Origin of the sequence: Nocardia arthritidis (assembly GCF_011801145.1) — a bacterium.
Taxonomy (GTDB): Bacteria; Actinomycetota; Actinomycetes; order Mycobacteriales; family Mycobacteriaceae; genus Nocardia; species Nocardia arthritidis_A.
This window is the reverse complement of sequence record NZ_CP046172.1, coordinates 6418935-6432570: the sequence shown is the minus strand read 5'-3', so window position 1 is coordinate 6432570 and position 13636 is coordinate 6418935. Positions and strand designations below refer to the sequence as shown.

Sequence of the window (13636 nt, the reverse complement as noted above, 5' to 3'; positions counted from 1 at the left end):
GTGGACCGTTCGCACCCTCACCCGGATCGGGCGATGGACAGCTCATCCCGACGGGACGGACGCTTGCGGCAGCGAGCGCGGGACGGCGTGGTCTCGCGCGTGACAACGCTGGGCACGCCCGTCGGACATTAGGTGGATGGATGACCAATATGCACTGCGGACCTCGGCACTACCGGATTCGCGTACGCGGCCACCTGGGACCGACGATCCGCTCCGCCTTCCCCGCGCTCACCGCGTGCGCGGTCGACGGGGATACCGTGCTGACGGGTGAGCTGACCGACCAGGCCGCGCTGTACGGCGTACTCGCGACATTCGAATCGCTCGGCCTCGAACTCGTCGAAGTCCGCCGATTCGATGAGCGGGAGCCGCCTGCTGAGTGAGATCGCCTGTGCGCCAAGGACGTTGCGGCGCACCGAATTCTGCGCCCGCACCGACGGCCGGATCAGCGAGTGGAGTTGCCCGACCCCGCGTTCTGTTTGTCGAGGTTGTCGTTGAGCCGGATCAGCAGTTGTTCGAGAAGTCGGATCTCCTCGGGAGTGAATCCGGCGACGGCTCGTTCGTTGAGGTCGTCGAGTTGCCGACGGGCCGTGGTGACCCGTTCGGCGGTTTCGGCGGCCAGGGCGATCGTCTGACTGCGCGCATCGCGCGGATTCGGGACCCGGCGAATCAGCCCGTCCCGCTCCATCCGCGTCAAAAGCTGGGCCATGGAGGATTGTTCGATCCCGGTGGCCTCGACCAACTCCTTCTGGGTCGGCTCGGCGCCCGCGCGCAGCAGCGCGAGCACGGGGACCTGGGCATAGCGCATACCGAAGGGTTTGAGGGCGGCATCCCCGTCGCGCGCCAGGGCGCGTGCGGCGCGGTTGATCAGCCGGACCACGCCCGGTATGGGTGCGGTATCCATATTCCTCCTTTACATAGGATCCTATCTATAGTTACATAGGATCCTATGAACAATAACCTAGCCCAAGTCGTCGTCGCGGGCGCGGGGCCGACCGGGCTCATGCTGGCCGCCGAACTGCGGCTCGCCGGCATTGATGTCGTCGTGGTCGAGCAGCGTCAGGCGGGCACGGTCGGCGAATCGCGCGCACCGGGTATCAATGCCCGAAGTATGGAGATCTTCACCCAGCGGGGATTGGCCGGCGAATTCCTCGGCCGCGGCCGGGCGCTGCCCGGGGTGCTGTTCTCCGGCATCCCGATGGCCCCGCACCAACTCGATCCGGACTGGCCCGCCGCGCTGATCCTGCCGCAGCACGAGACCGAACGGATCCTCGCGGCCCGCGCCGCCGAAGCCGGCGCCCGGTTCCTGTGGTCCACCGCCGTGACCGGTCTGCACCAGGACGATACGGGCGTGACGGTATCCCTTGACGGCCATGCGGCACTGCGCGCCGACTATCTGGTCGGTTGCGACGGCGGGCACAGTGCGGTCCGAAAGCTTTGTGTCATACCGTTTCCCGGCGATGAACCGGTCGGGCACTGGCTGGTGGGCGATGTGCACCTCGACTCCCCGCCCGACCGCGCGGGCGTATTCGGCCGCAATGAACGCATCGGCACCTACCAGATCTCCCGGGCCGAATCGGGGTGGTATCGCGTGAGCCTGATGCGCACGACGCCGCCCGCCGATCGCACCGCGCCGGTCACCCTCGACGAATTGCGCGCGGTCATGATCGACGGTCTCGGCACCGATCACGGCCTGCGCGAAGCGCGGTGGCTGTCTCGCTTTTCCGATGGGTTCCGGCAGGCCGCGCACTATCGGCGGGGCCGGGTATTCCTCGCGGGCGATGCCGCCCACATCCATTCGCCGATCGGTGGACAGGGATTGAACCTCGGAATACAGGATGCGGTGAACCTCGGGTGGAAACTGGGCGCGGTACTCGACGGCAGCGCCCCCGACGCACTGCTCGACACCTACCACGAGGAACGTCATCCGATAGCCGCCACCGTGCTTCAGGTGACCAAGGCGCAGACGGGACTGATCAAACCCGGTGCACAGATGGACGCGTTGCGGGCCGTGGTGGCGGATATGCTCGCCGAACCGGCGATCTGCCTGCGGCTGAGCGGGCTGCTCAGCGGGCTGGATGTGCGCTATCCACTCGGCGATGCGCATCCTCTTCTCGGACGGCGCATGCCCAATCTGACCCTCACCACCGATCGGGGTGACACGGACCTGTTCAGCCTGCTGCACCCGGCCCGCCCGCTCCTGATCGACCTCGGCGCCGATGGGTTGCGGGATATGGCGATTCCGTGGGCGAATCGGGTGCACTACATTGCCGCGCGGCTCGCGCCCGCCAGACCGGGCAGCCATTGGCGCGTACCCGTATTCGGCGAAATCCCCGCCGTAGACGCCGCTTTCATCAGACCCGACGGTCATGTCGCCTGGGTCCATCCCGCGACCGAACCCGTCGATCACCACGCGCTGACTGCCGCACTGACCCGATGGCTGGGCCCGGCCGAACTATACGACCGCATCTGAGCGGAACCGGCCAAAGATTCACTGGCGACGTATCTTTCGCCCGAACCGCCATCCGCGCGAGTACGCCGAGCCTGTTCTCGGTGGGGTCGACTTGTCCGTTCAGCCGCTTGCGCCATCAGGGCGAGTGACCGCAACGATGGTCACGAGCGCATCGAGCCCCGCGAAGTCCTTCGGGTTGGTTGTGTACAGCGGCAGCCCATTTCGCGTGGCAGTGGCGGCGATCATGAGGTCGGCCGTCCGACGTCGTGGTTGTCGGCCGATCGCATACACCGAGGCGCAAATGAGTCCGAAGATCCGCGCTGCTTCGCTGTCGTAGGGGAGTGCGTCGCCGAATGTCGCTTCGGCGTGTTGGAGCACGGCGATCCGGCGAGCGCGTTTGATCGGATCGTCGGTAGCGTACGGTCCACGTGACAGTTCGCCCAAAGTGACTGCGGTGATGGCGGATTCGATGGGCAGCTCGGCCGGTTCGAACAACGAGAAGGCAGCGATGATGCCGGTGTCGAGCACGCCCCTGGCGCGGCGGCTCACAGGCCGGTTCCTTCGAGCGGGTCGTCGGAGAGTTCGTCGGTGACGACCGCGTCCAAGTCGTGTCGTAGTTCGGCGTAGTCGAGTGTCGGGGCGTTGGCGAACATTGCCTGGGCTTGGCTGGTGGGCACGAAGCGGTGTCTGCGGATGGGTGTCACTTCGGCCAGCGGCTCACCGTTGATGGTGAGTATGTATTGCTTGCCGTCCCGCAGGCCGCGGGTAACGGCGCCGGAGTCGTTGACGAACTGGCGCACGCTGACCTCGGTGGGCTGTGACATTCCAGAGGCAGTCATAGGTACATTGTACCACGCTGTGGTACGGGCTCGGGACCCAGCCGAGCGCACGGCCGACGATGTCACGTGGTCGAGATGGGTTCGTGCGCGAAGAGAATCGTGCAACCGGTGCCGCTGAAAGTCTGGTGTTGGATCGGGTACGGGTAGTCGACGAAGTCGCCGCGCATCCGGTGGGCGGTTCGGCGGGTTCCGTCCGGGAATACCAGCTCGTCGTCGGCCTCGCCGTCGAGGAACAGGATTCGGTGTGCGGTGCGGTGCGGGTGGCGGGGTGCGGTCGAACACGGCTCGAAGTAGGACAGGCCGATGACGCGCTCGTCGAAGTGCTCGTCGAAGGTGACATCGAGCAGCAGCCGGAACCATTGGCCGGGACCGGATTCCAGCCAACCGTCCGGGCTGAACACATCCGCCGCGGGCGCGCCGAGGCGGTCGCCGGTCAGCACGAGGGCCAGGCATCCGGCGTGGCCGGACAGCACGTCGGCTCCTCCGGCGCAATACGCACCGCGGCGGTAGGTCTGCTCGCGGTCGGCGGCGGTGAATTCGCCGTCCAGCACCAGCAGCCGGTCGTTCGCGGAGCCGGACAGCTCGAACTTCGCGCCGAAACCGAGGCGGAGCAATGTGAACGAGTCGCCGTGGTCGCGGCGCAGCAATTCCTTCGTCCAGACATCGGGCACCGGCTCGCCGTTTCGGGTGGCGGGGGTCCAGTGCGCGGGGCCGAATGTCGCGTTGTGCATTGTCTATTCCTCAGTGTTTCTCGGACCCGTTGCGCAGCTGGGAATCGGCTGCGTAGTGGGCGAGGCCATCGGCCATGCGCCGCATGTATCGCGTCAGATACCAACGCCAGAACCGCCCGGAGAACGGCAGTTTCGGTGCGAACCTGCCGGACCAGGTGATATCGGTGCCGCCCTGTGCGTTCGGTGCGAGCTCGACAATGCCTCGGTAGTACCGGAACGGACCGCTCCTGTTCCGGTAGGCGAACCGCCGGTCGGTGACCAGTTCGTCGATGGTTTCCCGGGAGACGGCGCGGCCGGTGTGGAAGATCCTGGTGTGGCCGACCTCCTGCCGACCCTCGGGATCGCCGCCGCCCTCCGATCGCCACCGTATCGATCGGTGACCACCGGGGCCAGGTGGCCGCGGTGATGAGCGCCAGGAAGACGGCGTGCGGGTTCGCCCGCGAGTGCGCGGTCACTGTATAGCTGTATGTGGACATTGAAACTCATTCCAAGGGGCCGACATCGGGTCAAGAGTCGGTTCTGCCGGTGTGAGTTGTCCATCGCACGATCAGGGTGATCGCCGCGAGCCGGGCCTCTAGAACATGCTCTCGGCCGAGGCGTCGGTGCGGCGATGGACGCCCGGCTCGGCGTACCGGGTTGCGCAGGTGGGTATTCGAGGAGACGTGCGATCCCGGAGGCCTAATTGTGCACTGCGCCAAGTGAAATCGAATCACACCAATGAGGCGATGTCCGCTCACCCCGAGGTGGGGGAGTCTCGATATGAGCTCGCGGCGGTTGTGGAGCGTGCTCACCTTCGAGCGAAGTGGGTTGACATGGATGGCGCTGTGCTGCAAGAGATCTTCGAGGCGTGGAGTGACCGGCTCGGCCTGCTGACCACGCAGGAGTGGGCGGCGCCTACGCGGTTGCCCGGCTGGATGGTGCGGGATCTGGTGGCGCATATCGTGCCGGATGAGCGCGGAGCCGAACTTCTGCGGAGCTCCCGGGTGGAGTCACCGGCCGTGACCAGTGCGGCGCAGATCCTGCGCATCTACAACATGCCGGGCGGGTACGCACGGGCGAATGCCGATATCACCGCGGAAGCGGCGAGGCAGGCGTCCGCGGTCGGTCCGGAAAGGCTCGTCGCGCACTTCACCGACAACGCACCGAAGTTGATCGCGGAGCTTCGCGGCCTCGATCCGAATACCGGTGTGGCCCATCCTATTTCACAGCTAGGCACCGTCAGTTTCGGGGCGTTGACCCAATACTTCCTGGTCGAAGCGACCGTGCACCTGCTCGATCTGCTCGATGCCGTCGGCGGTGACCCGGTCCCGGCGTCGGCGCTGAGCAGAACCGCCGAAATCCTCTCGGCGGTCCCCGATCCGGTCGCGTTCATCGAATCCGCGACCGGGCGATCGAATGCCGCCGTACTACCGGTCATGCGCTGAGGCGTCCAGCGCGCCCGGGGTGTTCAAACCTGTTTCGAACGCCTCATCGAGAAGATCCTGCTGTCCGATGTGTGGCTGTACTGACGCGATATCAGCCGTGGCGGGTCGCACGTTCAGTCTGATCCACGGGGTTAGATCCTGATTCCGGCCCGGGCCGCGGAGCGGCGACCCAGCCGGTACAGCGGCACCACCAGATCCTGGTAGCGCGGGCCGAGCAGCCACGGCAGCGCCGCCCACCCGCGGGCGTCCGCGCCGATCAGCACCCGTGGGCGATTGCGTTGCACGCCACGCAGAATTACGCGCGCGGCGGTCTGCGGCTGTGTCATCGCAACCCGGTCCCAGTTCCGGCGCACCTGCTCTCGATCCACGCCCTCCGGAATGCCGCGTGCGTTGGCGGCGATATTCGCTCCGCGATCCCGATGGCAACCTGATCAACCTCTTCACGCCCGTCACCGCGGCGGCGATCGCCAAGTTCAGTCGCTGACCACTCGCACGGGTCAGCTCGCCTTGTGCATCAGGCGGGCCGTGCGTTCGGCGATCATGGTGGTGGCGGCTTTGGCCTGCGGGCATCACCGAGGCGTCCCCGACGTGCAGTCCTCGAATTCCGTTGACCTGCATGGTGCTCGAGTCGACAACGGCCGCCGGATCGGTACTCATGCGACAGCTCCCGGCGGGTGCCATTCGCTGCCGCCGCACTCTGGGATCCAGGTTTCGAGCGCGGCGTGAATCCGGGGGCGCTGGAGCGGATCGCTCGTATTCTCTGCGAGCAACCGCAGCTACGGTTCGTCGCTGCGACCACCGAACCGTCCAATCTGCTGGTGGCGGTCGCCACCAGCGATCTCGCCGCACTGTACGACTTTCTCACCGGGGCGATCGGAGCGCTCGCGTATATCGGGAGTATCGAGACCACCCCATCCTGCACACCGTGAACGGGCCGCGTCGATCCGGCCGCGGGCGTGAACGATTCACCGCGCCAGGCGAATCCGCCCGCCAGTCTTCGCCGGGTTGGGTTGTCGGCCCGGTAGGCGGATCGACGGCGGTGAACTAGATAGTGATTCACGTCGACCGACTGCTCTGCCGCGGTCAATTGCGCGGGGCGGCAACGTTTTCGATTGACCATTGTCCGGTGGGTTCGGGAAGATGAATTATGGGCAACGGAAATATGTACAGCAGGCGAACGCCGTCGGATCCGCTGCGGCAGTAGGTGTTCGGGTGCACGACGAATCCAATGTCGCGCAGGCGCGCGTCTTCCACGAACTGCTCACCGTGGAGGCGGCGGCATTGCAATCGGCGCTGCGGGCCACCGTGACCAAGCGCGGCATGCCACGTCATGTCACCGAAAGGCGGCGGCTCGAAAGGGATCTTCGCGAGGTGCGGCGCTGTCTGGATCAACTGCGCGGCAGCTTTCCGGAACTCGCCGATGGTCGGCGTGGCCCGGATCTCATCTCGCCAGCCGAGGGTGGCCGATAGTCGAGACGCTGTCATCCGTTGGCGTACAACCGTTTTCGTTCTGGTTGCGGCGGTCCGCGCGATCGGTTCGGCGACCTCCGGCTCGTAGAGCGCTATCCGGAGTTCGTGGGTGTCTCGGCGGGATGGTGGCTCGGAGCGGTGAGGATTCCGTTGAGCAATACCTCGAACATGCAGGTGAGGCGTTCGGTCGGGGTGCCGGTGAACAGGTCGCCGGATACCGCGACCAGGTGCGTATTGGCCGCGATTCCTTCTGTCGCGGATGGTCGCGCATGACAAAGTGGTAGTGCGCGCGAACATGATCGACCTCCTGAGAACGCGGGTCGGCTTGCCGTATTCTGATAGCTGGAAATTTGCCAAAACAACTACTGTCTTTCGGAGACGGGACGATCATGAAGTCCACTGTCAGAATCGGCGGGATCGCCGTGGCATCGCTGGTGTCGCTGTTGTCGACGGCGGGAGTAGCCGATGCCTCACCGACGCAGGCAATGTTCGAACCCGCACCGTTTCAGGGCTCGCAACCCTGGTGTAGAGGTACTGTCGCGGCCACGCTTTCCCGGGAGGAATTTCCTCCCGGCGGGGGACCGCCGCAGGCCAGAATGAATGTTGGGTTCGCCCCGGATTACAGCGTCGCACCGCCTTTCCCCATCTCAATGTTGGCGGGCACGCAATGCACGGTGACGGCGACAGTCACGATGCAGGATCTGCGAACCGGTCGATCACTCACCCAAACCTTGCAAATACCATGGTCGCCGCCCGCCGGCGGCGGATCCGGTGTGGGCCGAGACGTCTACATGCCGGCTGCGGGGGAGGTAGTGGGGAGCGTGAGCACCAATCCCGTGCCGTCCCAACTCACCGTCGTGGTGTAGTACTCCGCGCGGTTGCAGTCTCCGACCGGCCAGTGCGGGAAGGATCATCCTTGGCGAAATCGACGGCGGCACTGTTCAGTTCGGCGAGGCGGGACGACAGGACGTCACCGAGTACTCGGGAGATCTGCCGCACCTGCTCGTGACCGGTGAGCCCGCACGGATCGCGAACCTGTCCGGCACAAGTGTTCAGGGATGAAAGTCAGGCGGTGGCGGGCCTCGGATCAGGCGCTTGGACTGGGCGACTGCGATACTCGGTGTGGTGACACCCGTCCTCGTGGTGACCGGTCCGATCGGTGTAGGAAAGAGTGCCGTTCTGCACGCGGCCGACGCGGTACTGGTCGACGCCGGGATACCCCACGCGACAGTGGTATTGGAGGAAATCGCCCGATGCTGGTCGCCAGGGCTGACCGACCCCGATCGGCGAGCGGTTCATCGGCACCGCAACCTGGCGTCGCTGTGGTCCGGCTACGCCGCCCAGGGTGCCGAGCGGCTCCTGATGGAGATGCTTGTAGAGCATCGCTCGGAAATCTGTTCCATTGCCACCGCGATACCGGATGCTCGGGTCACGGTGGTCCGCTTGCGAGCGCCGCTGGCACTCATCGAGGAGCGGATCCGCCGCCGGGAGTTCAGTCCGGACGACGAGCTGGCCGGAGCACGGTGGTGGTCCCTCCGAATGGACCGGTTGGCCGTGGAGGACTTCCTGGTAGACAACGGTCGGCGCCCGCCGCGCGAAGTCGCCGTGGAGGTCTTGGCCGCTGCCGGCTGGATAGCGACCTCAGCGCTCGATGTCACGGGGCGCGACCGCGCGCGAGGTCACCCGCCACCTGAATGAGTTGTGGGATCGACGGTGTCACCAGCCATTTCGGCGGCTCCGAAGCGCCGGCGCCGGTGGCGGTAGCAGTCGATGGCTCGCTGGAGGTCGTGGCGGGTGAAGTCCGGCCAGTAGGTGTCGATGAAGATCAGCTCGGCGTAGGTGGCTTGCCAGGGTAGGAAATTCGAGGTTCGTTGCTCTGCTCCGGTTCGGAGCAGGATGTCGACATCGGGCAGTTCGGGTACATGTAGGTAGTTGGTGAACTGGGGTTCGGTGACGGTCGTCGGATCGATCCGCCCGGCCAGGGCGTCGGCGGCGAGTCGCGAGGCCGCGGTGGTGATCTCGGCGCGGCCACCGTAGTTGAGGCACAGGGTGAGGGTGAGCCCGGTGTTGTGGGAGGTTTGGGTGACCATCGTGGTCAACGCGCTGATGGTGTCGAGTGGAAGTCCGGCGCGTTGGCCTGCCCAGCGGATCCGCACGTTTTGTTGCTGCCAGATCCGGACGTAATGCAGTAGTTCGCGCGGTATCACGTGCAGGAGGGTGCCGGTTTCCTCGGTTGGCCGCTTCCAGTTCTCGGTGGAGAAGACGTAGACGGTGAGATATCGAAGACCCATTTCCAGAGCTCCCTCGACCACCTCCTTCAATGCCTCCATACCGGCGCGGTGTCCCTCGTTTCGTGGTAGTCGACGTTGTATCGCCCATCTGCCGTTACCGTCCAAGATGATGGCGACATGTGTGGGAAATTCGGCTTGCCGGGCTTGGGCGGATGTCAGGCCGTTGGGCCGGTGCTGCGGCGAGCGCGGCGCATCGACGGAATGAAGAGTCGGGGCCCCGATGGTGCGTGGGCGATCACGGTCGTCCGGGGTCGCTGCCAGGAACAGATCGAGCCGGAAGGGAAACAGCGCCCACGCTACGGTGGCCTGGGCGCGGGCGGGAAGCAGCAGTTTCCACACCTCGCGTGGCCGCAATGTGACCCTGGGCGGGAGACGGGCAGCATTGAGCCGCATATCGATGGTGTCCAGCAGTAGCCGATACAGACCGATATGGCATTCGAGCGTGATGCCCAGAGCGGGATGCAGGATGCGAGGGAGGCCAGGGGACGCATCCAGCCATTGCCGTGCGGTATCGGTCAAGTGTCGGACCAGACAGCACAGTGCGGGTGAGATGTGTCCGTTCAGGAGATCGTCACGGCGTACGCCGAATTGGTCCATCGTCTCGAGGGGCAATCGTATCCGGCCGCGAGCGCCGTCTTCGCCGAGATCGGCCAGGGTATCGGTGAGATGGAAGGCACGAGCCAGATTCAGCCACATGTCGATGGTGCCGTCTCCGTAGCTGAGGGCTACCGAAAGACCCGCGTTCTGCGCGAGCATCGACGCGACCTGCATCACAAACGGTGTGATGACGATTTCGACGTAGTCATACCACTGCTGCCAGGTCGCCAACTCCCGTCCCGTGGCAGCGTCGCGCTGTCCTTCGAACATGTTCGACAGCCAAGCCAGGGGGAGATGCCAGGCCTGGACGGTATGCAGCAGTGCGGCGCGGACCGGATCGTCACTCGTACAACGCTCGAAATCCGCGGCGAACGCCTGGATCCATTCCTCCAGCCCGGGGGAGTTATCGGTGGGGCCGTCGGCATCGGCGAGGTCATCGATGGTGCGCGCGGCACCGTACATGGCCCACAGGGCGATGCGCACCGCGGGCGGGAGCAGTTGGATGACCGCGTACTCGATTTCCCCGGTCCGTCGGGTGGCGTTGCGGCAGATCTCGAAGCCGTGCCGCACAAGCGGATCGGTGACACCCAGACGTCGGTAAGCTCGGGTCCTCATGAATCCCCGGCTTTCGGTCTTGCCGTGCTGGTATCGGTTGTCGCTGTCACCGCGACATCTCCCTTGTCCGCTCGTCGCGGTCGCGGGTGGGGAAGCCACCAGTTCCACCGGCCCAGCACTTGCATCGCGACCGGGACGAGGATGAGCCGGATGAGCGTGACATCGATCAGGATGGCTGCCATGAGCGCGAATCCGGATTGTTTCAGCTCCGGAATGTTCGAGGTGAGCAGCCCGCTCGCGGCGACGACGATGACGGCGGCGGCGAGCACGATCGGCCGGGCGGTGCGTTGCAGGCCGACCGCGACGGCGCCGGTGTTGTCCCCTGTGCGGCGATAGATCTCCTTCATACGCCCGACGAGGAACATTTCGTAATCCAGCGACAGCCCGAACACGATGACGAAGATCACCAGCGGCAGATAGGCCTGGATCATTCCGCTGCTGGTGAACCCGAGAATCGCCGCACCGCCACCCCATTGAAAGACGGCCACGACCAGGCCGTAGGTGGCCGCGAGGGTCAGCAGGTTCAGCACGATGGCCTTCAGCGGCAGCACCAGGCTGCCGAACGCGGCGATCAGTAGGACGAACGAGATGCCCAGCACCACAGCGATAACCGGCAAGGTTTTCGCGGAGATCTCGTCGAGACCGTCGACGAGGATGGCCGCGGTACCGCCGACGAGCGCACTCGTGCCGGGCATCGCGGTGTGCGGCACGATCTCACCGCGGATTCGATGGATCAGATCGAAGGTGCGCGGTGAATCCACCGCGGTGTGCGGGATGGCCAGGATCGCGGTGGCGTCCCGGCCGCCGATGGTGATCACCGAGGTGACGTCGGGGTCGGCTCGAAGCGCCTGCACCAGAGCATCGGCCCGAGCGGATTGGGCATCGGCGGGGCCTCGGACGAGCACGGTGGTCACCCCCGTCGCTCCGCCGAAGGAGTCGTGTTCGAACACCGTCATCCCCTGCCCTGAGAGGGTGCGCGCAAGTGTGGCGCGCTGGATGTCGACGCCGAGCCGCATGTCGAGTGTGGGTGCGGCGCAGGCAATCAGGAACAGCGCCACCCCGATCAGGATCGGCCACGGACGGCGCATGAGTCGCCGTGCCCACCGCGCCCACACCCCTTCATCGGACAGCACCAAGGAGGAGCCACGGCGTCCCGGCACAACCCCGCGCTCCAACAGCGGGGTGCACAACACCAGCAACACGGGCAGCAGCGTGAGGACCGCCACCAGCGCCACCACGATCACACTGGCCATGCCGACGATGAACTCGTCGATGGCGGGAATCCGGATGAGCGCCAGACCCAGCACCGAAGCCACCACCACCAGCCCGGCGAAGTACACGGTCGCACCTGCGGTCGCCACCGCGACTCCGGCGGCATGGATCCGATCGGCCCCCCTGTTCAATTCCTCGCGGTAGCGGTTGACCACCAGCAGCGAGTAATCGATCGAAACCCCGAGCCCGACAACGCTTACCAGCGTCAACAGCAGAATGTCGCAGTGCATCACCCGCCCCAGCAGAGCGAATGCGCCCAGCGTGACCGCGATCGTGGCACCCGCCATGGTCAGCGACACCACGGCCGTTCCCAGCACGCCCAATCCCACCGCCAGCACCACCACCGCAAGCACTGTCGAAACGGCCTCGACTCGGCGGGCTTCGTCCAGCTCCACTCGGCGCAGGTCATGGTAGATCGGTGAACGACCGACCAGGTAGACATGCACCACATCGCCGGCGGTCTGCGCGACAGCCTGTTCGGCGGCGGCACGTTGAGCCGGGAAACGGCGCGCCAGTTCCCACTCGTTACCGACGACGCCGACGACGCCGTACATGTTGTGCGGGTCCCGATAGGGGAACCCGTTCGCGGAGTAGACGGCGTTGGATGTCGGCGCGCCCGGCGATTTCGTGGGGTCGGGCAGGGTCAGCGCCCCGGTCACTCCCGGCTGACGCGCCAATGCCTCCAGGGCGGTCCGCACCGTCTGCCGATACACCGGATCGTCGGCGGTCATCGACTGCGAGCGAAACACCAGCAGAAACTGCTCATTGCCGAGGAACGGCAGACTGCGGGCCACGGCGTCGTTGGTGCGCGCTGATTCCGATCCGTACACGAGCAACGGCGGTGGCCCCATCCTGGCCAACAGGAACGGCAACAGAATCAGGCCGCACAACACGGCGACCGACCACAGCAGCAGCACCTTGCCGTGGTGGCGGGCCGCGGTCACGCCACAGCGATAAAACAGCCCGCGACCGATCCGATCCGGTTCGCCGGCCGGATCGGCTTCCGTCGTTGTCATGCGCCGATGTCACTCGGTTCCGGCCCCGGTCCCGTCGCCGGTGCCGGTCTCGCTGGCGTTGGGCGCCGGGCAGAGGGTGGTCAGGTTCGCCACCGACACCGCGACGTTGCCGCCCACTGCGCCGACGGTGAACGTCGAGCCGCCCGAGTCGACGGTGGCCGAGCCTTGCGAGACCGCGCCCGAGGCGCCGCCTGTCACCAGACTGATCTTGCCGGTTCCCGAGCCCTTACCGCTGGTCCCGTTGTGCAGGTCGAACGTGCCGTCGAACGTTCCGGTGAGAGTGTCCAGCACGGTGTTCTGGCAATTCGTCACGAGGTCGAACTTCACATTGCCCGAGGCGGTGCCGTTGGTGGTGTTGAACCGGGTGTCGCTGCTGGTGCAGGACAGGCCGGTGATTACCACACGTGCGGTACCAGGGTCATCGCCCGTCGACACCGTGCCGGTCCCTTTGCAGTTGCCGGTGACCGGAGTCGCGACCTGGGCGGACGAGGTGGCGGGCAGAGTGCCCCAATACGTCACGCCGGCGAATCCGGACAGCAGCAGCCCGCAGGCCGACCACACGGCGATGGTGCGCCGGCTCGGCGCGCGCCGCGGCTCGGCGGCGCACGTGTCGGCATCTCGGGAATCAGACATTTCAACGCACCTCCAGGGTTATTCGAAAAGTCGGCGGCCGGAATAAATTCTGCGCGGCCGCCTTTCGCATCGCGCCTATTTCCGGTCGATCAGCGCTGCTGATCGCTGGCTATTTCGGAGCTAGAAAATAGCGTACGCTGCCCGTGTTGCCAATGCCTATTGGTCTATTGATCTAATTTTTCTATTTTCAACGATCCTGTCGGTATGTGAATTCGCAATGTCAACCGGGTCTATTTGCGTCGACCGTCCGGTAGGCGGTGCCGTAGCCTGCGACCATTGAATTTGCCTGCGCTCCAAGG

General features: G+C 65.6%; 15 protein-coding genes and 1 pseudogene. 6 read left to right on the top strand and 10 right to left on the bottom strand.

Annotated features, from left to right (window positions below; all coding sequences use genetic code 11):
- Positions 1 to 140 precede the first annotated feature (140 nt).
- Complete coding sequence (locus F5544_RS29035; protein ID WP_203217370.1) at positions 141 to 380, top strand: hypothetical protein; 240 nt, start codon at positions 141 to 143, stop codon at positions 378 to 380.
- Positions 381 to 442: 62 nt separating this feature from the next.
- On the opposite strand, the gene F5544_RS29030 is transcribed toward F5544_RS29035, so the two are convergent.
- A complete protein-coding gene (locus F5544_RS29030; protein ID WP_167476127.1) occupies positions 443 to 901 on the bottom strand; it encodes a MarR family winged helix-turn-helix transcriptional regulator in 459 nt (152 codons plus the stop codon).
- Positions 902 to 946: 45 nt separating this feature from the next.
- On the opposite strand from F5544_RS29030, the gene F5544_RS29025 reads away from it, so the two are divergent.
- Positions 947 to 2470: an FAD-dependent monooxygenase gene (locus F5544_RS29025; protein ID WP_167476126.1), complete on the top strand. Its 1524-nt coding sequence runs from the start codon at positions 947 to 949 to the stop codon at positions 2468 to 2470.
- A gap of 99 nt (positions 2471 to 2569) precedes the next feature.
- Here the strand turns inward: F5544_RS29025 and F5544_RS29020 are convergent, their stop codons facing one another.
- From F5544_RS29020 to F5544_RS47620, 4 genes are all read right to left on the bottom strand, one after another.
- Positions 2570 to 2998 (bottom strand): type II toxin-antitoxin system VapC family toxin, encoded by a 429-nt coding sequence (locus F5544_RS29020; protein WP_167476125.1) that lies wholly within the window; start codon positions 2996 to 2998, stop codon positions 2570 to 2572.
- Complete coding sequence (locus F5544_RS29015) at positions 2995 to 3288, bottom strand: prevent-host-death protein (protein ID WP_167476124.1); 294 nt, start codon at positions 3286 to 3288, stop codon at positions 2995 to 2997. The genes F5544_RS29020 and F5544_RS29015 overlap by 4 nt, the downstream gene beginning before the upstream one ends.
- Positions 3289 to 3350: 62 nt before the next feature.
- Complete coding sequence (locus F5544_RS29010) at positions 3351 to 4019, bottom strand: hypothetical protein (protein ID WP_167476123.1); 669 nt, start codon at positions 4017 to 4019, stop codon at positions 3351 to 3353.
- A gap of 10 nt (positions 4020 to 4029) precedes the next feature.
- A complete protein-coding gene (locus F5544_RS47620) occupies positions 4030 to 4389 on the bottom strand; it encodes an SRPBCC family protein (RefSeq protein WP_203217696.1) in 360 nt (119 codons plus the stop codon).
- Positions 4390 to 4831: 442 nt separating this feature from the next.
- Here F5544_RS47620 and F5544_RS29000 point away from each other — a divergent pair, with 442 nt between their 5' ends.
- Positions 4832 to 5443 (top strand): maleylpyruvate isomerase N-terminal domain-containing protein, encoded by a 612-nt coding sequence (locus F5544_RS29000; RefSeq protein ID WP_167476122.1) that lies wholly within the window; start codon positions 4832 to 4834, stop codon positions 5441 to 5443.
- A 131-nt stretch (positions 5444 to 5574) separates the two neighbouring features.
- Here F5544_RS29000 and F5544_RS28995 read toward each other — a convergent pair whose 3' ends face one another.
- A complete protein-coding gene (locus F5544_RS28995) occupies positions 5575 to 5769 on the bottom strand; it encodes a hypothetical protein (protein WP_167476121.1) in 195 nt (64 codons plus the stop codon).
- A 289-nt stretch (positions 5770 to 6058) separates the two neighbouring features.
- Positions 6059 to 6157: pseudogene (locus F5544_RS46635) on the bottom strand (hypothetical protein); the annotation flags it as partial.
- Here F5544_RS46635 and F5544_RS46630 point away from each other — a divergent pair.
- The 3 genes from F5544_RS46630 to F5544_RS28970 all read left to right on the top strand — a co-directional run bounded on the left by F5544_RS46630 (position 6118) and on the right by F5544_RS28970 (position 8611).
- On the top strand, positions 6118 to 6372 hold the full coding sequence (locus F5544_RS46630; protein ID WP_167476120.1) for an Lrp/AsnC ligand binding domain-containing protein: 255 nt from the start codon (positions 6118 to 6120) through the stop codon (positions 6370 to 6372). The pseudogene F5544_RS46635 and the gene F5544_RS46630 overlap by 40 nt on opposite strands.
- Before the next feature lie 283 nt (positions 6373 to 6655).
- Positions 6656 to 6913, top strand: a complete 258-nt coding sequence (locus F5544_RS28975) for a hypothetical protein (RefSeq protein ID WP_167476119.1) — start codon at positions 6656 to 6658, stop codon at positions 6911 to 6913.
- Between the two features lie 1122 nt (positions 6914 to 8035).
- Entirely contained in the window at positions 8036 to 8611 is a 576-nt protein-coding gene (locus F5544_RS28970; protein WP_238846723.1) for a hypothetical protein, read from the top strand.
- On the opposite strand, the gene uppS is transcribed toward F5544_RS28970, so the two are convergent.
- The 3 genes from uppS to F5544_RS28955 are packed head-to-tail and all read right to left on the bottom strand — an operon-like array spanning position 8593 to position 13337.
- A complete protein-coding gene (uppS, locus tag F5544_RS28965) occupies positions 8593 to 10416 on the bottom strand; it encodes a polyprenyl diphosphate synthase (RefSeq protein WP_167476117.1) in 1824 nt (607 codons plus the stop codon). The two genes, F5544_RS28970 and uppS, sit on opposite strands and share 19 nt — an antisense overlap.
- Positions 10413 to 12704, bottom strand: coding sequence for an MMPL family transporter (locus tag F5544_RS28960; RefSeq protein WP_167476116.1), 2292 nt, complete (start codon positions 12702 to 12704; stop codon positions 10413 to 10415). The genes uppS and F5544_RS28960 overlap by 4 nt, the downstream gene beginning before the upstream one ends.
- A gap of 9 nt (positions 12705 to 12713) precedes the next feature.
- Positions 12714 to 13337 (bottom strand): hypothetical protein, encoded by a 624-nt coding sequence (locus F5544_RS28955; RefSeq protein WP_167476115.1) that lies wholly within the window; start codon positions 13335 to 13337, stop codon positions 12714 to 12716.
- Between the last annotated feature and the right edge of the window lie 299 nt (positions 13338 to 13636).